The sequence below is a fragment of the Falsiruegeria litorea R37 genome (assembly GCF_900172225.1).
Classification (GTDB): domain Bacteria; phylum Pseudomonadota; class Alphaproteobacteria; order Rhodobacterales; family Rhodobacteraceae; genus Falsiruegeria; species Falsiruegeria litorea.
Window position 1 is genome coordinate 1763965 of record NZ_FWFO01000001.1, and the last position, 20555, is coordinate 1784519.

General features: G+C 58.7%; 19 protein-coding genes and 3 tRNA genes. 7 read left to right on the plus strand and 15 right to left on the minus strand.

All coding sequences use genetic code 11. The features are described 5' to 3' along the window. Positions 1 to 3: 3 nt before the first annotated feature. The 6 genes from TRL7639_RS08700 to TRL7639_RS08725 form a co-directional block, all read right to left on the minus strand. Positions 4 to 1092, minus strand: coding sequence for a DUF2855 family protein (locus TRL7639_RS08700; RefSeq protein ID WP_085795313.1), 1089 nt, complete (start codon positions 1090 to 1092; stop codon positions 4 to 6). 237 nt (positions 1093 to 1329) lie between these two features. Next, positions 1330 to 1719: a VOC family protein gene (locus TRL7639_RS08705; RefSeq protein ID WP_085795314.1), complete on the minus strand. Its 390-nt coding sequence runs from the start codon at positions 1717 to 1719 to the stop codon at positions 1330 to 1332. A gap of 6 nt (positions 1720 to 1725) precedes the next feature. After that, positions 1726 to 2541: an arginyltransferase gene (locus TRL7639_RS08710; protein WP_085796333.1), complete on the minus strand. Its 816-nt coding sequence runs from the start codon at positions 2539 to 2541 to the stop codon at positions 1726 to 1728. A 170-nt stretch (positions 2542 to 2711) separates the two neighbouring features. Next, the gene (locus tag TRL7639_RS08715; RefSeq protein ID WP_085795315.1) at positions 2712 to 3149 is read right to left on the minus strand and encodes an RDD family protein; all 438 of its coding nucleotides are present in this window, start codon (positions 3147 to 3149) and stop codon (positions 2712 to 2714) included. Between the two features lie 89 nt (positions 3150 to 3238). Next, positions 3239 to 3673 carry a DUF2852 domain-containing protein gene (locus TRL7639_RS08720; protein WP_085795316.1) on the minus strand — a complete coding sequence of 145 codons (435 nt, stop codon included), beginning with the start codon at positions 3671 to 3673 and terminating at the stop codon, positions 3239 to 3241. Between the two features lie 517 nt (positions 3674 to 4190). Next, entirely contained in the window at positions 4191 to 5114 is a 924-nt protein-coding gene (locus tag TRL7639_RS08725) for a hypothetical protein (RefSeq protein ID WP_085795317.1), read from the minus strand. Positions 5115 to 5504: 390 nt separating this feature from the next. Between TRL7639_RS08725 and TRL7639_RS08730 the strand changes: the two genes are divergently transcribed. Beyond that, a tRNA-Asn gene (locus TRL7639_RS08730) sits at positions 5505 to 5579 on the plus strand. Between the two features lie 340 nt (positions 5580 to 5919). Here TRL7639_RS08730 and TRL7639_RS08735 read toward each other — a convergent pair. Both TRL7639_RS08735 and TRL7639_RS08740 read right to left on the minus strand, forming a co-directional pair. Then, positions 5920 to 5994, minus strand: a tRNA-Asn gene (locus tag TRL7639_RS08735). A 92-nt stretch (positions 5995 to 6086) separates the two neighbouring features. Further along, positions 6087 to 6998 carry an MBL fold metallo-hydrolase gene (locus TRL7639_RS08740; protein WP_085796334.1) on the minus strand — a complete coding sequence of 304 codons (912 nt, stop codon included), beginning with the start codon at positions 6996 to 6998 and terminating at the stop codon, positions 6087 to 6089. 44 nt (positions 6999 to 7042) lie between these two features. Here TRL7639_RS08740 and TRL7639_RS08745 point away from each other — a divergent pair, with 44 nt between their 5' ends. Next, a complete protein-coding gene (locus TRL7639_RS08745) occupies positions 7043 to 8362 on the plus strand; it encodes an ATP-binding protein (RefSeq protein WP_085795318.1) in 1320 nt (439 codons plus the stop codon). 89 nt (positions 8363 to 8451) lie between these two features. Here TRL7639_RS08745 and TRL7639_RS08750 read toward each other — a convergent pair whose 3' ends face one another. The 4 genes from TRL7639_RS08750 to TRL7639_RS08765 all read right to left on the minus strand — a co-directional run bounded on the left by TRL7639_RS08750 (position 8452) and on the right by TRL7639_RS08765 (position 13443). Beyond that, positions 8452 to 9492 (minus strand): HNH endonuclease, encoded by a 1041-nt coding sequence (locus TRL7639_RS08750; RefSeq protein ID WP_085795319.1) that lies wholly within the window; start codon positions 9490 to 9492, stop codon positions 8452 to 8454. Next, positions 9492 to 11798, minus strand: coding sequence for an AAA family ATPase (locus TRL7639_RS08755; protein ID WP_085795320.1), 2307 nt, complete (start codon positions 11796 to 11798; stop codon positions 9492 to 9494). Before TRL7639_RS08755 ends, TRL7639_RS08750 begins: the two co-directional genes overlap by 1 nt. Before the next feature lie 15 nt (positions 11799 to 11813). Next, a complete protein-coding gene (locus tag TRL7639_RS08760; RefSeq protein WP_085795321.1) occupies positions 11814 to 13262 on the minus strand; it encodes a hypothetical protein in 1449 nt (482 codons plus the stop codon). Positions 13263 to 13369: 107 nt separating this feature from the next. Further along, positions 13370 to 13443: transfer RNA gene (locus tag TRL7639_RS08765), tRNA-Ile, on the minus strand. 185 nt (positions 13444 to 13628) lie between these two features. Here TRL7639_RS08765 and purM point away from each other — a divergent pair. The 3 genes from purM to rnd all read left to right on the plus strand — a co-directional run bounded on the left by purM (position 13629) and on the right by rnd (position 16551). Next, positions 13629 to 14675, plus strand: a complete 1047-nt coding sequence (gene purM / locus TRL7639_RS08770; protein WP_085795322.1) for a phosphoribosylformylglycinamidine cyclo-ligase — start codon at positions 13629 to 13631, stop codon at positions 14673 to 14675. After that, the gene (gene purN, locus TRL7639_RS08775; protein WP_085795323.1) at positions 14672 to 15268 is read left to right on the plus strand and encodes a phosphoribosylglycinamide formyltransferase; all 597 of its coding nucleotides are present in this window, start codon (positions 14672 to 14674) and stop codon (positions 15266 to 15268) included. Before purM ends, purN begins: the two co-directional genes overlap by 4 nt. Before the next feature lie 122 nt (positions 15269 to 15390). After that, entirely contained in the window at positions 15391 to 16551 is a 1161-nt protein-coding gene (gene rnd / locus TRL7639_RS08780) for a ribonuclease D (RefSeq protein WP_085795324.1), read from the plus strand. Between the two features lie 15 nt (positions 16552 to 16566). Here the strand turns inward: rnd and TRL7639_RS08785 are convergent, their stop codons facing one another. Further along, entirely contained in the window at positions 16567 to 17091 is a 525-nt protein-coding gene (locus TRL7639_RS08785) for a hypothetical protein (RefSeq protein WP_085796335.1), read from the minus strand. A 149-nt stretch (positions 17092 to 17240) separates the two neighbouring features. On the opposite strand from TRL7639_RS08785, the gene TRL7639_RS08790 reads away from it, so the two are divergent. Further along, a complete protein-coding gene (locus TRL7639_RS08790) occupies positions 17241 to 17651 on the plus strand; it encodes a SufE family protein (RefSeq protein ID WP_085796336.1) in 411 nt (136 codons plus the stop codon). Here the strand turns inward: TRL7639_RS08790 and TRL7639_RS08795 are convergent. Beyond that, a complete protein-coding gene (locus TRL7639_RS08795) occupies positions 17648 to 18364 on the minus strand; it encodes a DUF1638 domain-containing protein (protein ID WP_085795325.1) in 717 nt (238 codons plus the stop codon). The two genes, TRL7639_RS08790 and TRL7639_RS08795, sit on opposite strands and share 4 nt — an antisense overlap. A gap of 4 nt (positions 18365 to 18368) precedes the next feature. After that, positions 18369 to 19067, minus strand: coding sequence for a cobalamin B12-binding domain-containing protein (locus TRL7639_RS08800; protein ID WP_085795326.1), 699 nt, complete (start codon positions 19065 to 19067; stop codon positions 18369 to 18371). Positions 19068 to 19421: 354 nt separating this feature from the next. Here TRL7639_RS08800 and TRL7639_RS08805 point away from each other — a divergent pair, with 354 nt between their 5' ends. Beyond that, a complete protein-coding gene (locus tag TRL7639_RS08805; protein ID WP_085795327.1) occupies positions 19422 to 20510 on the plus strand; it encodes a PA0069 family radical SAM protein in 1089 nt (362 codons plus the stop codon). Positions 20511 to 20555 lie beyond the last annotated feature (45 nt).

The window sequence follows — 20555 nt, forward strand, 5'->3', positions numbered from 1 at the left end:
CAATCAATCGCTCAGAGAAATTGTCCATGCGTGATCTGCCGGGGTTTTACCCGCCAATACCTGGCGATAAGCGGATACGGCTTGGGCCTCGCCTTGAGCGTGATCCAGCGTCAGCCAGTCCGCGCTTTTGTGCATGGCTTTCGTCCAGAAGGCGCCCGAACGACGCTCAAACTCACCCGGTCCCCAATCGGCATTGCGTTTGGCAATGTGGCCAGGGGCAAAGAACATCTCGGACCGCTCGCGAATGTAACCGTCCCCCATCCCGGCCTCGGAATAATGCGTCAGGCCCACGTGGCTGGTGAAGCGCATGTTGTCACCCAAGTGCTGGTGCAGGCGCGAGATCACCGGGCCAGAGCCGGACATATCGATGATCAGGGTCGGAACGTTGTCCAACCCGGCCTCGATCTGGTCATAGGTCAGCACTTGATCATACAGCTTGAGCGCATCGACCTTGGCCTTGTTTCCGGCCGAGGTCAGCCCGATGATCTTGGGGGCACTCGGATCAGCCTGAAAGGCGTACCCCGTCCCGATACCGGTTTTGGACGAGGCCGAGACGATAAGCACCTGTTCGGCGCCATACCATTCCCCGGCCAGAGCAAAGTCATAAAGGCAGAATGAGGTCGCATAAAGCGGCCAGAGCACCATGCGCATGTCGTCGGTGGCGGGATCGTCCTGCGGATCGTTCGACAGGCGCAAATAGCGGTTGTATACGGCGGCAAGGTCCTTGCGGTGTTCCGAGGCGTCGAAAAACCGTGTCTCGTCAATGCGGCCAGGTTCAAGTACGGCATGGCTGCCCATCGGCCAATAGCCATAGAGCCGTTCTCCGGCTGCGATCTCGGGTAGGCCGCTTTCTTCGACGATACCGATGCCCCAAACCGGGATGACGCCGAATGTGGTGTCTGCAGTGGGGAAGAATTTCCAATAGCCGATCCGGTCACCCACGACACCGTAAGTGATGTTGTTTGCGGTCAAGCCAAAACGTTCGATCCGCACAAGGATCTTTGCGCGCAGGTCATCAGGGCTGTGGGTCGTGCTAACCTCAAGCTCGTTCAGGTTCGTCTTGCGGACCTGAAGGGTGGTGATCTCGGTCATGTGCCTCTCCCATTTCGCCTGATCTCTCTCCTGTCATACAGTGACATGTCTGTTTTGAATGGGTAACGGTGACGTTGCGCCGCCAAACAGTACCGGTCACGACCATCAAGGACGGCGAGCGTTCTGCGGTGCCGCGTCGAGCCACAAGCGAGGCGCTCGGCCCAACGGGAGGAGGTGGCCCGCAAGGGGCATCGACGACGGGCGGGAGCGCTTGGTTTGCCCTCAAGCGTGGAGGCTTCAGGAAAACTCCAGCAAATCCCACCGATTGCCAAATGGATCGCGCCAGACTGCGACTGTGCCATAAGGTTCATGGCGCGGTTTTTCTTCGAACTCGACACCCTGCGCCAGCATCATGGCATAATCGCGGGCGAAATCATCGGTGGTTAGAAAGAACCCAACGCGTCCGCCTGTCTGGTTGCCAATCGCGGCCGCTTGCTGCTGGCCATCCGCCTTGGCCAGTATGATCGATCCGGCCACGCCGCCCGGCGGCGTTATCCGAACCCAACGCTTGCTCCCGCCCAGATCCTCGTCCTGATCCAGCGTGAAGCCCAGCCGGTCTACATAAAACGCCAGTGCCGCATCATAGTCAGGCACCACAAGGGCAATGGCAAAAAGTTGTTGGGGCATGTCAGGTCAGGGCGCGCGCCGGTCGGGCAACTGGATATTGGCGACCTGTTCGGCAATCGGGTCGGTGGACAGCGGGTGCGAGGCAGACTCATACTCCTCTGGATTCTTCATCTGCGTCCATTCCCCGCCTACATAAACCTCGAGCCCGGAAAACCGCGCCTTGTAGCCCATCTTGGGGCTCTCGGGCACCCAATAGCCCAGATAGACATAGGGCAGGTTCGCCTCGCGCGCGATTTCGATATGATCGAGGATCATGAAGGTGCCCAACGAACTGCTGCGCAATTCGGGTTCATAAAAGGAATAGACCATGCTCAACCCATCCTCGAGCACATCGGTCAGGCTCACAGCCGCCAGGGCATCGGTTTCCCGGTCGCAGTATTCGATGACCCGGCTGCGGATCGGTGTTTCCTCGATCATGGCGGCAAATTCGAACACATCCATGTCTGCCATGCCCCCATCGGCGTGGCGGATGTCCAGGTAGCGGCGAAAGAGCTCATACTGCTCGTCCGTGGCCCAGGGCGAGGTCGCCCGGCGCCCCAGATGCGCATTGCGCCGCAGCGCACGGCGTTGGCTCTTGTTGGCGGCAAAATCGCTGACTTTGATACGCGCCGACAGGCACGCCGCGCAATCTGCACAAGAGGGGCGATAAAGCACGTTCTGCGACCGTCGAAAGCCCTGCCGGGACAAGGCATTGTTCAATTGATCAGCGCCTTCGCCCTGCAAGGCGGTGAACAATTTCCGCTCCATCCGGTTTTCAAGATAGGGGCAGGGTTGTGGAGCCGTCACATAAAACTGTGGAACAATCGGCAGCGTGTGGCGCATCAAAAACTCATAAAGCGGCTCGCGGTTTCCAGGGATGATAACAACCGATCCCAAAGCCGCCAAGTGGCGATTGCAAAAGCCTTTCGTCGAGCCCCTTGCGTGATTGCAATTCCGGGCGCGCGGCCAAAGACGGGCAGAGCCCCGGTATGCCCGAGGCTCAGGTTCCTGGCTCAAGCCACGGCGCGGCGGTTCAGGGCGACGGTGCCCAGAAAGGCGTCGGTCAATCCTTGGGCGCGGGCGCTGGTCAGCATCATGATGACCGAAATCACCTGCAAGACGGGCAGGGCCATCGAAAAAGTATACCCGGCCGTATGAGCCAGGGCCAAGCCGCCATCCAGACGCGCACCATAGGCGTCGCGCAGCTCGATCCCGACAAACCGCATACCCCAAGTGGCCGACCCGCTGGCGATGGTCGCCACACGATAGACAAAGCCGATCGCCAGATACAGCAGCGGCCACACAAACAGGCCGACAAAGGCGGTCATCAGTACGGCAACCAGGCTCAGCGCCAGGATGATGCAGCTGTCGAGGATCCAGGCAAACAGCCGCTTCATCGCGACGGTTTCATAGAACTCAGGTTGGTGATCGGGGTGGGGAAGATGTGTCATCTCGCTCAATATCCGGGGGGGGGAGGAAAGGGGGAAACCCAAGTCCCCGCAAAACTTGCGGGGACCGCGGTTGGGGAAGGGGCTGAGGTTTAGGCCACGTCGTCCTTTTTGTCGTCATCGTTGGCCGCTTCGCGTGCCCGGTCGTTCATGAACTGGTCGAACTCGGATTTGTCCTTGGCTTCACGCAGACGCTCGAGGAATGCTTCAAAGTCCACTTGCTCCTGCTCCAGGCGGGCCAGCGTGTCGGCCTTGTAGCTGTCAAAGGCGGTGTTGCCGGTCTGGCGCATGGTGTTCCGGCTTTTGCTTTTCCGGGAATAGCTGCAGTCGCTCCAGGATTTGCTGTACATTCGGTCACTCCATATCATGTGCAATAGAAGGGCAAGGCCAATCGGCCAGAAGACGACAAAGCCGAGGATCATTGCCGCATACCAGGCGACAGAACCCTTCCGGTCGAGCCATGCTTCTGAACGTCGCAGCCAGCCCGGGTTTGACGGTGTGGCAACGGGGTCGGTCATTGAGGTCATTGTCAGTCTCTCCAGATCAAGGTTTATGTGAATGCCTTTCACATTGAACAAGATGGGGACTGGGGGCGTGGATGCAAGAGTGGATGTGAATGTTTTTTACATTTATTGATTAAAGGTTTGAAAAATAACAATTTCCATCCATGTGTGTATGTGGCGCGACACAGATTTTTGCAAATTGGAACACAGATAGTTGCAGCAACTCGTTTTTGCCCATCGTAGGTAATCGGCTTGCCGCTGGACGTTGAACTCGGCCGAGCCGAATCCATCGGATTACCCTCGGCATCATAGGACAGCACCGTGCGGAATCGGTTCGCCACGCCACACTTGGTGCAGCGGGCGCGGATGGGTCTCATAGATTTTTGTGCTTCGATGGCTGCGGCGTCCCGAATGGCACCGGAGTGCCCACAGACACATGTCGCGTAGATGACGTGCACTAGACCACCTCAGGTCGGACGAAGCTTAGGGATGGCTGCTATCTACCCACAGGGTGACGTCCTTACAATCGGCAACGAAGTGGTTAGCGTTGTCGGCCTTCTTCCACGGCCTTACGGTGAATGTCTTCGAAGAACTTGCGGTGGGAAACACTGAGGGGTGTCGCGCTTAAGCCTCTGATGCCCGGTGTCGTGTATGTATTGAGCGTGATGCCAGAACCAAAAACGAAGAAATCGCCTTTGTCAGTTATGTCCCCAGAGAGCAGGAGAGCCCCCTGTAGCAGTCGGTACGTATAGGCCACTGGAATAGCCATTCCCCAAATGTCTTTGTGCCGACGATAGTCGGATACGATTTCGGCAATCAGCCAATCCTCCTTTGTAGTAGACACATCTACCAAAACCCCGACGCTTGCGACGATTGCATCTAAGCCATCCTCTAAGTCGAAACCTGCAACATGTTTTGGCCAATCTGGTCCGTCAGCAGCTGCGATGAGATCACGAAGTTTTTCGTATGTCTCCAAGGCTTGCGGGGTTGCGCTGGTGCTCTGTCCCGATCCGAAAACGAATTCATAAAGGTTTTGGGTCAATCGCTGGACGTACTCATCAGAAACTGTGGCCCTCTCATAGAACTCACTTACAAATTCGTGGGAGAGGGTTGTAGTACCTCGTTCTTTCATGATCTGCACCAAGGCCGGGTACGCTTGGCTTTCAATCGCAATGACTTTCACAGGATCACTGAACCGTTTGAGAAACGCAGCGTGGAACTCGGAATACCGAGGAGCTTCAATCTGGTCGACGAGCAGCTGGGCACTTTCCTGCCCTTGTTGTCTCGTTTGCTCTCCTTGTTCGGAAACGTGCTCCTTCAGTTCGAGATTTGTACGAGAGGCTTGAAGTTTTCCGTCGTAACTTGTCAGCGCCGCGCCAATAAGGGTGATGAAACCACCTACAAAGGTTATCAAAATGCTATGGGCCGCAAGGTGCGCCAAAATTGATCCGAACATAAGTTCCATTTCTCCAAAACAACCATTCTAGACAATTTTCTTGGATCCTATGATTGTGAACGGCAGTTTTCAACGCCGGTTTGAACACCCTTAGAACTACTTTCCAATGTCGATATTCGACACCAGCAGCTCCCCCCGTTTCCCGCGAGACTTGGACTGCTTCGCAACGGTGTCAGCCCAAAGAGGGCGTAACGGTTCGAAGGCTGGATCGGGATATGTCCACCAGCGTTACGAAGTCCGCGGGGCGAACAGAATGTTGTCATTGCCCAACCAGAGGCCCTGATATGACGGAGTAGTCATGACGAAGGGATCACTGAAATGACTTTTCTGAGGTGCGCAAAAATTCTTCAAATCGCCTCTGGACGTCCCGAAATGCGGTTGCTATACGGCGTGCACCGTTCCGGCGTAGCTCAGCGGTAGAGCAGTTGACTGTTAATCAATTGGTCGTAGGTTCGATCCCTACCGCCGGAGCCAATTCCCCAAAAACCGCCCAATATCAGCACGTTACACATGCTGGACGCCTCCTGTGTTTGAGGTTATCTTATTACGTTGTTCACATGCTGTTTCGTTGGCCTGTAGAGCGGTGACACGACGCGCAGGCCAATCGCTGCGCGGGCTTGGCAAGCCCTGTGAAGCCTTTCCACGCTGGAGTGGACCCAGGCACCATTTGACACAGGTCCTTGATCTCTTTGAGTTTGCTTGGCCTGGGGTAGTCGCAGAAGGCTTGCGCTGCCTCACGCCGTGAGCCATTTTCCAAACCTGTGGATCAAAACGCAAAAAAACCCTCAAGTCTTTGCGACTTAAGGGCTTTTTATGGCTCCGGCGGTAGGGATCGAACCTACGACCAATTGATTAACAGTCAACTGCTCTACCGCTGAGCTACGCCGGAACGGTTCGCGCCGTATAGCAATGGGACTTTCGACCGTCCAGAGGGTTTTTGCCGATTTCAAAAACTTTTTTGTCCACACTTTCGAAGGTCGTTCAGAGCTTGGAAAACTCGGTTGTTGTCGAGAGCTGACCGGTTGGCTTCACCTTGGATTTTCCGACCAGATCCACCAGGTGGGCAAAGACGTTCCGCTCGGCTGCGGGGAGCAAGGCAGGTGGTGTTTCAGTGTAAATTCGCTCTGCCAGACCGCGGGCTGTGGCGGGGCCGTGGTCCAGCGCGGTCAGGATTTGGGCCTCGCGCATCTGTCGGTGCTCAATCAGCCAATCCAATCGCCCCGCCGGGTCATTGATCGGGGCACCGTGGCCGGGGTGGAACACTGACCAGTCGCGGGCGCGCAGACGGGCGCAGGCCTCCATGAAATCGGTCAAATCTCCGTCCGGAGGCGAGACAAGTGAACTGGCCCATCCCATGACGTGGTCGGCGGTGAAACATGCATCCCCCAGGGCCAGCGCGATGTGGTTGCCCAGGTGGCCGGGGGTGTGAATTACCTCAAGCGACCAGTCGTCGCCTCCGATCATCTCTCCGTCCGCGACCGTAATGTCCGGACGGAACCCCGTGTCGATGCCTTCGCCGCCGCCAGCCAGTCCGGCCTGCGCCAATTCGGTCATCACAGCGCTCCGACCCGCCTCGGGTCCGCCAAAGGCCCAGATCTGGGCGCCGGTCTGCTTGGACAGTGGCGCGGCGAGCGGGGAATGGTCCACATGAGTGTGGGTTACGATAATGTGGCTGATGCTTTGGCCCGGCTCGAGTGCCGCCAGGATTGCCTCTAGATGGGCCTCGGACGTCGGGCCAGGGTCGATGACCGCCAGCTCTCGGTTGCCGATGAGATAGGTGTTGGTGCCGCGATAGGTCATCGGCGAGGGGTTGGGCGCCAGGATGCGGCGGACACCGGACGCCAGTTGTATTGGCTGACCAACGGGGGGATCAAAATCGTCTGGTGCTTGAATCATCTTCTCTTTCTCTCAGCTTGGCTGCCCGCTAGGCTTAGCGCATGTCTTTCCGTTGGCTCAAACAATATATGCCGCGCAGCCTGTATGGCCGGGCTGCGCTGATCCTGGTTCTGCCTGTCATCGTGCTGCAGCTGGTGGTTTCGGTCGCGTTCATTCAGCGCAACCTGGAAGACGTCACCAAACAGATGACGCTGACCATTGTGCGCGAGATCGAGATGATCGGGGATCAGGCCGAACGCGCCGGAACTCAGAATGAGATGTTGGGGGCGATGCGGCCATTTTTGGCAGCGTTGCAGATGCAGGTGCGATTTCTGAACGATGATGCTGTGCCAAACCACGACACCCGCCGTTGGTATGACTATACCGGGCGGATCGTGACGCAGACCTTTCACAACCGGCTTGAGGGGACGTTGGCCGTTGCGCTCAGCGACAGTCGTCTGGCGCAGGTCTACATCGACAGTGACCTGGGGCCAGTCGAAGTGTCATTCGACCGCCGTCGGCTGTCGCCTGCGGCTCCGCATCAGTTGATTGTGACCATGGTGTTCTTCGGCGTTTTGATGACGACGATTTCGTTTCTCTATATGCGCAACCAACTTCGACCGATCACCCGTTTGTCCAAGGCGGCACAGGCCTTTGGTCGGGGGCGAAACGTGCCCTATTGGCCTTCGGGCGCGATCGAGGTGCGGGCGGCCGGGAGTGCGTTCTTGGACATGCGCGCCCGGATTGAACGGCAAATCGAGCAACGCACATTGATGCTGTCGGGGGTCAGCCACGATCTGCGTACGCCGTTAACGCGGCTCAAGCTGGGGTTGTCGATGCTGGACGAGGAGGACGCCGAGCTGCTGCTCAAGGATGTGGATGAGATGCAGCAGTTGCTTGACGCGTTTCTGGAGTTCTCGCGCGGCGCATCCGAGGCAGAGCCCGAGCGGGTCGATCCCGGCGATCTCATCCGCAAGATAGTCGAGGACGCAAAACGCGCCGGGCGCGATGTGATGTTAGGAGAGTGTGACGTCGAAGGTGAGATACAGCTTCGGCCGCTGGCCATGCGCAGAGCCGTGGAAAACCTGATCGGGAACGCCGTGCGATACGGCACGCGGGCGCAGGTCAGCGTGGTGATGACCCAGAAATCGCTGCGGGTCAGGGTCGAAGATGACGGCCCCGGCATCCCGGCTGATCTGCGAGGTGAGGCGATCAAACCGTTTTCGCGTCTTGACCCCGCCCGCAATCAGAACATGGGCTCTGGCGTGGGGTTGGGGCTGGCAATCGTCGCCGACATTGCGCGCGCGCATGGTGGAACCTTGCGTTTGGGGGAAAGTGAAGAGCTTGGAGGCCTTTGCGCCGACATCGTGATCGGGCGCTGACGCTCACACGGCAAGAGTGCGCGCCCTTTCCCGCGCAGGCAAGAACAGGGCTTCCAACTGCGCCGACGCCAGGGCCTGCGCCTTCCTCCCTAAGCCGCCGGGCCCGCCAACTCGTCCATGAACGTCTTGCGCCAGGCCTGAACCATGCTGGAATAGGGCGCCTCGTCCCTGGCCATAACGGTTATCTCGTCGGTGATCTGATCAGCCAGGGCGCGAATCTTCCGACCGCTTTTGTCCAGAAGGACGGTAACTAGCGGTTCCGTCGACGTGGCCGCTTCGATTTCGTCCGCCAGTGCATGCAGTTGGATGATGACCGATTTCAGGAACTCCAGCCGCCGCAACAGCTCGGTCCTTGCCTGTACCAGGTCCAGCCGGTTGAGACCGTAGACATGGATCGAAACGGCGCCCTTCAGGCTCAAGTCATCATCACCGCGAAACGTATCCTCTGCGTCCCCTGGCAGTTTTGCGGGCAGCATGAACGACACCGGGGCAGGGGTGTTGCCAGCCCCGTCTTGAACCGCGGATGTGAAATGATGCCTCAGATGATCCTCTGGCTGATCATTGCAGGGGTTCAGCAGCAGCGGCTCTTCCTGCAGCAAACCGGGGCCGGACACCGCGGCCAAGTTATCCTTGGCCCCAGACGGCGCGTCAAAGACCCGCTCGCCAGTGTCGGTGATCGGAAAGCTGTCCTTTTTGCCCGAGGATTGAACCGCCCCTTGGCTGAAATCCGGCGTGCCGTTCTGGATCAACGCGACTTGGCGCACATCCCCCACCGGTGTGATCTGCTTGCGCTTGCGGTTGCAGTCGATGCAGGACGGCAGCAGGTTGTCCCACTTCATCGCCAACCACCAATAGCCCTCGTGGCTGTCGTCCTCGGATACGGCGCCCTTGGGGCGGTAGTGCTCGACATCCATCGGCTGTGCTGCGGAATAGAACGTTTCGCAATAGGCGCATTTGCCGCGGAACATGTCCTGCAAGAGCTGTTTGATCTCAGGCCGCTTGTAGGTCTTGAAGGTAAAGCTCTTGGTCTTGGTCGGGTCATTGCGATGGACCACAACGTCGTCGTATTCTGCCTTGGCCCGTGCCTCGAATGTCTCGGGCACCTCATTGCTGCGTTGAACAAACCGCATCACACCCCCTCGAGCGCGGCTAGGATGCGCTGCTTGGTTTCGGCGCGCAACTCGCGCAATTTGTTCTGTGTCACCTTGGCGCGCCGCTCCAGAAATTCGGCGATGGCCTCTTGCACCAGACGGTGAACCTCGGTGTCACCGATGGGCAGGGCGGCGCTCATCTCGGACAGATAGGCACGCACCGCTTCGTCATCTTCGGGGCGCACACCACGGGCCAGCTTGTCCTCAACCTTGGCCTGCTGCTTGCGGGCCTCGCTGCCTTCTGTGGATTGCAACTGAAAGAAATCGGCCGTGAGCAATTGCTGGATGGTCCAATCCTTGTTGTCGGGCAGGTTCACCAACGTTTGCGTGTGCACCGGCAAACCCTGTTCGCTCTCTTCCTTGATCCGTTCCAGCACCAAAACCTCGTCCTTGCCCATTCCACGCAGGCAGAGCGGATCGTGCGAGGTGGCGATGAAGCAGACACCGGGCAGGGCGCTGCGCAATCCGGACATGATCGACACCTTCCAGCGCGGATGCAGATGCGCTTCGACCTCATCAATCAGCACCAACCCGCGCGCGGTGTCCAGCGTCTGAAATGACGGGTTGATCTTCTTGTTCATCAGGCCGTGCATGACATCGCAGAGCATCGCCAGCACCGACCGAAACCCCGACGACACCAGAGACAGCGGTGTCCGGGTCTTACGCCCATCGGGCTGCGCCCCGATGGCGCCCACGATGTAAACCTCGCTGTCGTTGCGTTCGAGCACGTCAAACCCGCCCTCGATGCTGAACACATCACGCAGCGCACGCGCGACCATTTCGAAATCGTCGTTGTTCAACCGCACCAGCCATTTTTCCGGGTTCGACAGCAATTCGTCCGGCTCAAACAAGGAACGCACGTGGCGGTGGCGTACATGGCGACGCTCCGAGGTCAGATATTGCCTGAACGCCCCATAGGCAAAGACGGGCAGGGCGTTCTTGATCCCGTCGTCCTGGAACCCGGCAAGCGCGTTGTCCTGCGCGCGACGAATGGTCAGGGTCTTGTCGTCCGTATCCCCATAGGAAACAAGAACCTGGGCCAGGTCCAACGGGTCGGCGTCGCCACCCAGATACTTGGGGTCCAGAACCATCTTGTTCGGGTCCAATCCACGCAAGGCCCGCCGGGTGCCCGGCTCCATGAGGGCGAGGGCAATCGCTTCGAGGATCGTGCTCTTTCCAGCGGCATTTTCCCCCAGGATCAAGAGGGACGGGGCCGTGCGCGGCTTGTTCTTGGGTGGATCGGGCAGGGACACCTCAATCTTTTCCAAGGACTTGTAGTTGCGGATCTCAACCTTGCTGGGCAAGCCATACGTGCGATCCCTGACGCCCATGCCTGCGCGCGTCTGTTCTTCGGGGTTGATGGCGTCGTCCACGTACCACTGTTTTTCCGCTGCTGCCAGCTGCGCGATGGCATCGTCAAAGCGGTCCATGGCGTCGGGCAGGTCCTTGAGCCGGTTCATTTCGCGTTCAAGGTTGTCGGACGGGCGAGCGCGGCCAAGGGCATTGCCCAGAAGTTCACGCAGGGCAATCCGCCAGCTGCCGAAATGCGGCACGCGGCCGGAATCCAGTAACGCCGTTGGTGCCGTGGCGTTGGCGTTCATCAGGTATTCCTTGGCGCGTTCGATCCCCCATTGGAATGTCGCCTCTCTCGCGGCCTGAAGGTCAGAGCGGTTCAGGTCGAAGTGTTCAATCGTCTCGCGGCCGCGCCGGTCGCGGCCGTCCAGCAGCCCCTGGGGGAACAATCTGAAATGCCGCCACAGCTTGCGGTCATAGCAGGGATCGACCAGCACCGGGTTTTCGTCCAGTGGAAAACTGGGCCAACGGCCATCGTAACGTTGGCTAAAATCTCCGAGTTCATCTCGACGGGGCAGTGGTGCGCGGCGGTTCGAGGTGACGGGGAAGTAAAAGGGGTTTTCTGGGCGGCAGTCGTCGCAGATCGGGTAGAGGTTCTGCCAGGCCTCGGCAAGCCAGGCATAATAAAGGTGGGCTTTGCTGGTGTCGGACACCGGTGTGGCGCTGGAGGGTGGGCGAAAGCGGTGAACACTCATTCCCTTGGACAGTTCGCTTTCGCAAAAAGCGCAACGACCCGTGAACAGACTGTATAGTACTTCCATCACCTCATCGGTGGTTGCATAAGAAAATTCGACTGGCTCAAAACTGCGGGTCTGGCTCAGGCTTTTCTCGTCCATGCCGAAGTAGTCGAGCAACATTCTTCGGTTGTGATGTGCGTCTTCACTATCGAACCATTTGGGTGGGGCTACTCGATCTCGTTCGACAAAGCGCATGTGTCACCTTTGGGGTCAGGGTTGCAGGATGGCCAGCGCGCGGCGCAGCTCGGCGATGTGATGGGGCACCTCGGGGTGATCGGTGTCGCTGCCTTTGTCGGAGGCCCAGTAATTGTTGTGCGAAAAGAAAGTGCGCCGATGTCCTGCGGCCACGGTGCCATCCTGGCTCAAGGCTGGCAGGACACCGACATCGCGAATTCCGCAAACGGTGGTGCCATTCAAGTCGGCACCAAAGGTCGGTGCAACAGGGCCTGAAATCAAATCGCCCGTCAGCAGCAGTTTTTCGTCGGAATAAAGGTTGGTCCAGCGTGTATAGGCAAACGGTGCCGCGTGGTGAGAGGTACGGGGATCCTGAGGTGTCCTGTTGCGAGAGCCGCTACGATCATAGGTGATGTGGCGCAGCTTGGTGGTGCCGTCATATTCAGGCATCGGTGGACAGGTGGGCAAAAGCCGGTCTGCCTGTCGTTTGCGCAGATCTGCGTGACTTTCCGACATCAGGAATTCGGCGTGGGCCAGGGGCGATCCAAGAGTGATGAAATCCGAAATGATCCACGATCCACCTTGCGCGCGGAACTCGGCAAGGGCCTTTGCCTGCTGAGCCTGGTACGCCGTCACATCCATCGGTCGGCCGGATCCATTTGCGCCAGTCGACAGTGGCAGGCCGGCCGCGTCGCGGATCATATCCTCAAGCTTTTCGCGTTCGGGTTGTTGGCCCCGAGACAAGATGGTCGGGTCGTCCAGCTGGTTATTGTCCACAAAGAGCATGGACAGGATGTCGTACGCCACAATCGTTCCCAAAGAATGCGCCACTACGACGATCCGGTCGTAATCTCCGGAATCGATCAGTCGTTGCAGCAACGCGACCCCGTGATGTCGGATCTCTTGTCGGCGGTCGACGTTGGGAGGCAAGGCCTTGACATAGCGGGCCACGTCGCCAAAGCGCTTGATCAACACGTTCGATACAAAACTGGCCACGATCAAGCCGCCGACGCCAGATAGGATCGCACGTGTCGTTGTGGGTTTTGCTCCGTCTGACGGCAACATCCCCTTGAGTGTGAAATACGCCGTCACCGCAGCAATGAGCCACAGAACCACCCAGGCGTGCAGAACTCTGTGCGGGACACGCTTGAACGGGTTTCTCAGCAACAGATCTACAATCCAGCTTTGGACATGTTCCCAGGTCGTGCCATGCATCAAATGGGCCCAGTAGTACTCATAAAAATCGGTATAGTTGCCTGCCTCATCCCGCTCGGTCGTGATCCGACGCAATTCGCTGGAGTTGTTGCGATTGTCGGGTTTGGACCAGGAAGCGTTTTGGCTCCGGTCGGCTCCGGTGTTCGGGTCAGGCTTGCTCTGATTGACTAAAGATTTGTCCGTGGTCCAAACCGCATCTACGAAAGAGTTGAGTGTCTGCATGGGAATCTGCTCTCCCATGCCGTGTAGAATGACGATCGCTTGCTTCATTTCAAAACGCCTTGCTTAAATGCTGCAAGTATGGCCGATTTTGCCCCAAAAGTCATCGACCAATGGGCCCTGCAGTGACAAGGGGCGCATCAAAGAGGCGATCTTCCTAGGGGATGAGGGACTTGAACCCCCAGCCAAAGCGTTATGAGCGCTCTGCTCTAACCAATTGAGCTAATCCCCCAGGAACAGGCGGTGGTTACAACAAAGTCTTTGCGCCGCCAAGGTTTATCGCGGCGCCATCGGCAAAAATTTTCCGCCCTCCGTGGTTCCGGGAAACCGGCTATTTCCACCCGCGTCACCCGTGACCGTTGCATGCAAGGCCACAATCGACTAACCCGCGCGCAAGCAACTCATGAGGATGGACCGATGACAGCGGGCAAGAACGGGATGACCTACGCCGAAGCAGGCGTGGATATTGATGCAGGTAACGCGTTGGTCGACCGGATCAAGCCCGCCGCCAAGCGCACCAATCGTTCGGGCGTGATGAGTGGCCTGGGTGGTTTTGGTGCGCTCTTTGACCTCAAAGATGCCGGTTACAATGACCCAATCCTGGTGGGCGCCACCGATGGTGTCGGCACCAAGCTGCGGATCGCCATCGACACCGGTGTGGTTGACGGTGTGGGCATCGATCTGGTCGCCATGTGCGTCAACGACCTGGTTTGTCAGGGTGCTGAGCCGCTGTTTTTCCTGGACTATTTTGCCACTGGAAAGCTGGAAACCGAAACCGCTGCGCGCATCATCGAAGGCATTGCCGAGGGCTGTGTTCGTTCGAACTGTGCGCTGATCGGGGGCGAAACGGCTGAGATGCCTGGCATGTACCCCGAAGGTGACTTTGACCTTGCGGGCTTTTCGGTCGGCGCGATGGAACGCGGCGCGGCCTTGCCCGCCGGTGTCGCCGAGGGCGACGTGCTGCTGGGACTGGCGTCTGATGGTGTGCATTCCAACGGTTATTCGCTGGTGCGCAAGCTGGTCGAAGTGTCGGGCCTGACGTGGGATTCGGATTGCCCGTTTGGCGACGGCACCGTGGGCGAGGTGCTGCTGACCCCTACGCGGCTCTATGTGAAATCCGTACTGGACGCGATCCGCGCGGGTGGGGTGCATGCCTTGGCCCATATCACCGGCGGTGGTCTGACCGAGAACCTGCCGCGCGTTCTGCCCGACGAGATGGGCGCCGAGATCGATCTGAACACCTGGGACCTGCCGCCCGTGTTCGAATGGATGGCCGAAACCGGTGGCATTGTAGTGGCTGAGATGCTCAAGACCTTCAACTGCGGCATTGGCATGATCGTCGTCTGTGACCCCGAGCAGGCCGATGCGCTGACCGCGCTGCTGAGCGAAGCAGGCGAAGCTGTATCCCGCCTGGGCACTGTGACCGGCACACCGGGCGTGGCCTATTCGGGCCAGTTGCTGTGAGCCACAAGCGCGTTGCGATCCTGATTTCGGGCGGGGGCTCCAACATGGTGGCCCTGCTCGACAGTATGGTGGGCGACCATCCGGCGCGCCCTTGCCTGGTTCTGTCCAATGACGAACACGCAGGCGGGTTGAAAAAGGCGGCCGAGCGCGGTGTCGCAACCGCTTGGGTGGATCATCGCCCGTTCAAAGGCGACCGCGCAGCATTCGAGGCTGAGTTGATCAAACCCATTCTGGCGGCAGAGCCGGACATCGTTTGTCTGGCGGGCTTCATGCGGGTGCTGACCGGGGATTTTGTTTCGCAATTCCAGGGACGGATGCTGAACATCCACCCCTCGCTTTTGCCGAAATACAAGGGCCTCAATACCCACGCCCGCGCGCTCGAGGCGGGCGATGCCGAGCATGGATGCAGCGTGCACGAAGTAACGGCGGCCTTGGATGACGGCCCAATTCTGGGGCAGGCGCGGGTGCCGGTTCTGGAAGGGGACACGCCAGACACGCTGGCAGCACGGGTCTTGACGCAAGAACACCGCCTTTACCCGGCGGTTTTGCGCCGTTTTGCTGAAAAAAACAGCACTCCGGTTCACTTGGGGTGAGATTTTCGCCAATCTCGGGCCAGCGGATTTACACAGTCTTGTGATTAGTCTTAAGATTGTAACAATGACCCTGAAGCGCCGGGGCGAAGGCGTAGAAACAACAAGAAAAATATACTGGCCGGATGAAAACCCTCACTACGACGCAAGACCTTGCCGACTTTTGTTCAGCGGCAGCCCAACACCCCTATGTCACTGTAGATACCGAGTTCCTGCGCGAACGAACGTATTATTCCAAGCTGTGCCTGGTGCAGCTGGCCTATCCAGGGGAGGGCGATGAAAACGCTGTTTTGGTCGACCCATTGGCCGAGGGGATGTCGCTGGAGCCGCTGCACGAGCTGTTTCGAAACACGGATGTGGTCAAGGTGTTCCATGCCGCGCGCCAGGATCTGGAGATCTTCTGGATCGACGCGCAGGTGTTCCCCGAGCCGCTGTTTGACACGCAAGTCGCCGCCATGGTCTGCGGCTTTGGCGAACAGGTGGGGTACGAGACGCTGGTGCGCAAGATCTGCAAGCAGGGGCTCGACAAGACCTCGCGCTTTACGGACTGGTCGCGCCGCCCGCTGAGCAAAGCACAACAGACCTATGCCCTGGCGGATGTAACCCACCTGCGTAAGATCTATGAATATTTGGCGGCCGAGCTGGAAAAATCCGGTCGCAGCCGATGGGTCACCGAAGAGCTTACTATCCTGACATCTCCGGCGACCTATGACATTCGCCCCGAAGATGCCTGGAAGCGCGTGAAAACACGCACGACGTCGGGCAAGTTCCTGGCCGTCGTCCGGGAATTGGCGCAATTCCGCGAAGAATATGCCCAGGCCAACAATGTCCCGCGCAACCGGGTGTTCAAGGACGACGCGCTGGTTGAATTGGCGTCGACCAAGCCGCGCAGTGGCTCGGACCTTGGCAATTCGCGCCTTTTGCTGCGCGAGGCGCGCAAGGGCGCGATTTCCGAGGGGATTCTGGCTGCGGTGAAACGCGGTGTCGACTGCCCGCCGGAAAACCACCCCAAGATCGACAAGAGCCGTGACAAGCTGCAGGTCAATCCGGCGCTCGCCGATCTGCTGCGCGTGCTGCTGAAGTCCAAAACCGAAAGCGCAGGCGTTGCGGCCAAGCTGATTGCGCCAAGCTCGGACCTGGACGCGATTGCGGCAGGGATGCGTGATGTACCGGCACTCAGCGGATGGCGGTATGAAGTCTTTGGCGAAGATGCGATGCGCCTGTGTGAAGGCGAGATTGCACTCACGGCCAAGGGGCAGGCTGTAAAGGTTGTCTCGCTGAACTAGGCAGGGTGGGCGCGGTTAACCGCGCCGCCGAGATTCACGTACGTTTTCCTGCCCGACCACCCGGATCAGACGGATGTTTTGCAGATCCTGGCGCGAAAGGCTGATCGCCTGACGGATGGTGCGCGTGCGCTCGGGGCCCTGCGGTGTCGCCGTCTCGGGATAGGTCACATAGAACGTGTAGGTCAAAACGCCCTTGTCGGCGTCGTCCTCGGCCGGGGTCAGGCGCAGCTCGGCGTCATAGGCGCCTTGGCGATTGGCAACGCCGACGACCTGGATGATGGCTCCGCTGGTGGTCGGATCAATCTGCATCTCGGTCACTTTGGTGATCGGGATGCTGCGATCCTCTTCCTCGGGGCGCGCAAAGATGCTGCGTCGGGATTCGGGGATCAGCGGATTGGTGTTGGCCGTTGCCGTGCTTTCAATCGGAGCAGAGGTGCTGCCGCCAAACCAGTTGGTCGGGTTGACCCGCGAGTCGCGCCAGCCGCCACATGCCGACACTGTCAGGCCCGCGATCAAAAGAACTGCGAGAGGTTTGTTCATCATGCCGGCCCCGTACTGTCGTCTTTGTTGCAAGTCTTTTCGTTGTTATCGGTTACCGCATCTGAGACGCGTTGAAAAGCCATCGTGGGTCTGGACAGGACCCGCAGGGCGGCTTAGGTCACAGCCTGACTAGAGGAAGGATGCAAGCCATGGCCACTGAGGCGTTCGAAGAACTGGTGGAAGACTTTGAATTCCTGGACGATTGGGAAGATCGGTATCGCCATGTGATCGATCAGGGCAAGGCAATGGTGCCCCTCGATGAGGCGTTCAAAGTGCCCGCGACCAAGGTGCACGGCTGCGCCAGCCAGGTGTGGTTGCAGCCCAAGATCGAAAACGGTGTCTTTCAGTTCGACGGGGACAGCGATGCGCTGATCGTGCGCGGGCTGATCGCCGTCTTGCGGGCGCTTTACAATGGCGTTCCTGTGGCCCAAGTCGGGCAGGTGGACGCGCGCGCAGAGTTGGGGCGTCTTGGCCTCAACGAGCATCTCTCGGCGCAGCGTTCGAACGGCGTGCGGTCGATGATCGAGCGGATCAACGAGGTTGCGCTGGCCGCGGCCTAATCAGGGGGGCGCTTCGCCCAGACAGCCATGGTGGTCTCCAGATCGCCATATCCGGTAAAGCGCCGCTCGAACTCCAGCCCCATGCGCTCGGCAATCTCGCGGGCGCGTTCCGTTAACACCGGATCGTCGATCTGTGCCTGATAGACCACCTTGGTGTAGTTGCCGAAATACATGTCCAGCAACTCGGGGTGGCGATCCAGTCCCATGGGCTTCCAGATAAAGGCATCAAATTGACGCGCCAGGAAATCCGTCAGGTAGAAGGCGGTGGTCTCGTCGTCCTTGCGGGCATCAAAGACATCGTTGCCCTCGAAGAATGAATAGCAGTGCGGGCCTTTGACCATCTCGACGCCCAAGCGTTCGCAGGCTGACTGTAGATGCCCACCGGTGCCGCAATCGGCATATACGACAAAGACTTGATCATAGACCTGCCTGTGGCGCTCTACGGCGTCTTCGACCGCTTCGGTGATGCGGTCAGGTTGGATGTGCAGGATTGCAGGCAAGCAGGTCAGGTCCATGTGATCCCAGCCGTTGCGCTCTTTCACTGCCAGAATTTCACGCGCGAGCGCCCCGCAGGCGATTAGCAAGATGCGACCGGTCTTGCGCTCGGGCGGGGCCAGCCCCTTGTCTGTCAGGCTTTGGTCCTGCAACGAGCGACCCGTTGCACGCAAAACGGCCCGCCGTTCGGGGCGAGCCGTTCTGCTGCGTCTGGCCATCGGCTCAGGCGCTGAGTTGGTTGTGCTTGCGACCGACGAAATCCTTGGCGGTTTCCACGGCAACAGCAGCATCACGGCAATAGGCGTCTGCGCCGATTGCTTTGCCGAATTCTTCGTTCAGGGGCGCGCCGCCCACCAGAACGATATAGTCGTCCCGAATGCCCTGTTCGACCATCGTGTCGATCACCACCTTCATGTAGGGCATGGTGGTGGTCAGCAGGGCGGACATGCCCAGGATGTCGGGCTCTTCGTTTTCCAGAGCTTCCAGGTAGTTTTCGACCGGGTTGTTGATGCCCAGATCGACCACTTCAAAGCCTGCGCCTTCCATCATCATCGACACCAGGTTTTTGCCGATGTCGTGGATGTCGCCTTTGACGGTGCCGATGACCATCTTGCCGACGCGCGGCGCGCCGGTTTCAGCCAGCAGCGGTTTCAGGATGTGCATGCCACCCTTCATCGCGTTTGCCGCCAACAGAACCTCAGGCACAAACAGGATGCCGTCGCGGAAGTCTGCGCCCACGATGGTCATGCCGCCAACCAGAGCTTTGGTCAGGATGTCGTATGGCATCCATTTGCGTTCGAGCAGAATGTTGACGCCTTCTTCGATCTCTTCCTTGAGACCGTCATAAAGGTCGTCGAACATCTGTTGGACCAGTTCTTCGTCGTCGAGTTCCGACAGGATGATGTCATCTTCTTCCGACATGGTGCGATTCCTTAAGCTGTGCGGGGCGCGCCCGACTGATGGCCGTTTTTTCTGTTTTTGCCGTTTGGCCGCGTTTCGACTGCGTCAGTTGCGACACAGACGGTTCTGCAACCGACCTATAGGGATGAAAATGCAGGATTGATAATGAGAAATTCGCAGAATGATGTTTGAAATGATGCATATCATGTCGCCGGATCCTGTATTGCTTCGCTTGTCTTCAGCGAATCTTTTGAGGATTGGCGACCATGTAGCGGCGCATGAAATACCCAAGGAATCAGGGGTTTATGCTGCGTTGCAGAAAGATGCACCTGTTTGCCAATTGCAAATGTTCCTATTTTGTTCTAGTCCCATGGAATGGAACGGTTCGAAACAGAAAAGCTGCTGGGGAGTGAGGTACGTGGACGCGGAACCACGTCGAACGCAACGGGGCGGTATGAGACCACGACGCGTGATGGTTTCGACGATGGCTGGACGGCGGAAAACGCATTGCCACCGTTACGCACCGAGGTTTCGAATGAAATCGCTCGCAGTTTGATCACGTACAACCGGTCTCCGGATTTGCCTTTTGACCGATCAATCAATCCGTACCGTGGGTGTGAACATGGATGCAGCTATTGCTTTGCGCGTCCTACACATGCCTACTTGGGTCTCTCACCGGGGTTGGATTTTGAGACGAAATTGATCGCGCGCGCCAATGCCGCCGAGGTCTTGCGCAAAGAATTGAGTGCGCGTCGCTACAAGGTTGCTCCGATTGCGATTGGAACCAACACCGACCCCTATCAACCGATTGAGCGTGACAGGGGGATCGTGCGCGATTGCTTGCGGGTGTTGGCCGAGTTCAACCATCCCGTCGCCATTGTTACCAAGGGAACGTTGATCGAACGGGACATGGATGTTCTGGCGCCGATGGCAGCGCGAGGGCTTGTCCGTGTGGGGATATCACTCACGACGCTTGATCCTGGGTTGTCCCGCAGGATGGAGCCCCGTGCGCCCGGGCCGATCCAACGGTTGCGGGTCATCCGAGCGTTGACCGGGGCAGGGGTGCCCGTGCGGGTCATGACCTCTCCGCTGGTACCGGGTTTGACAGATCACGAGCTTGAGGCGTTGCTGGCCGCAGGCAAGGACGCTGGCGCTGATGCCGCCAGTTGGATCATGCTGCGCCTACCGCGCGAGGTGTCCGAACTATGGCAGGAATGGTTGGCGGAGCATGAGCCAAATCGGTTCGACCGCGTTATGGCGCGCCTGCGTGAGATGCACGGCGGGCGCGATTATGACCCGCGGTGGGGGCACCGAATGCGGGGCGAGGGGCACTATGCCGAGATGGTGGCGCAGCGCTTTGACATGGCAACCAAAAGGCTGGGGCTGGTTCAGAAAACCCCACCTTTGCGAACGGATCTGTTTGCCGTGCCGGAACAGCCCGGTGACCAGCTTTCTCTGTTCTGACCGCGTTTTATCCGGAACCTAAACTAAAACCGGGGGGCCGAGCGG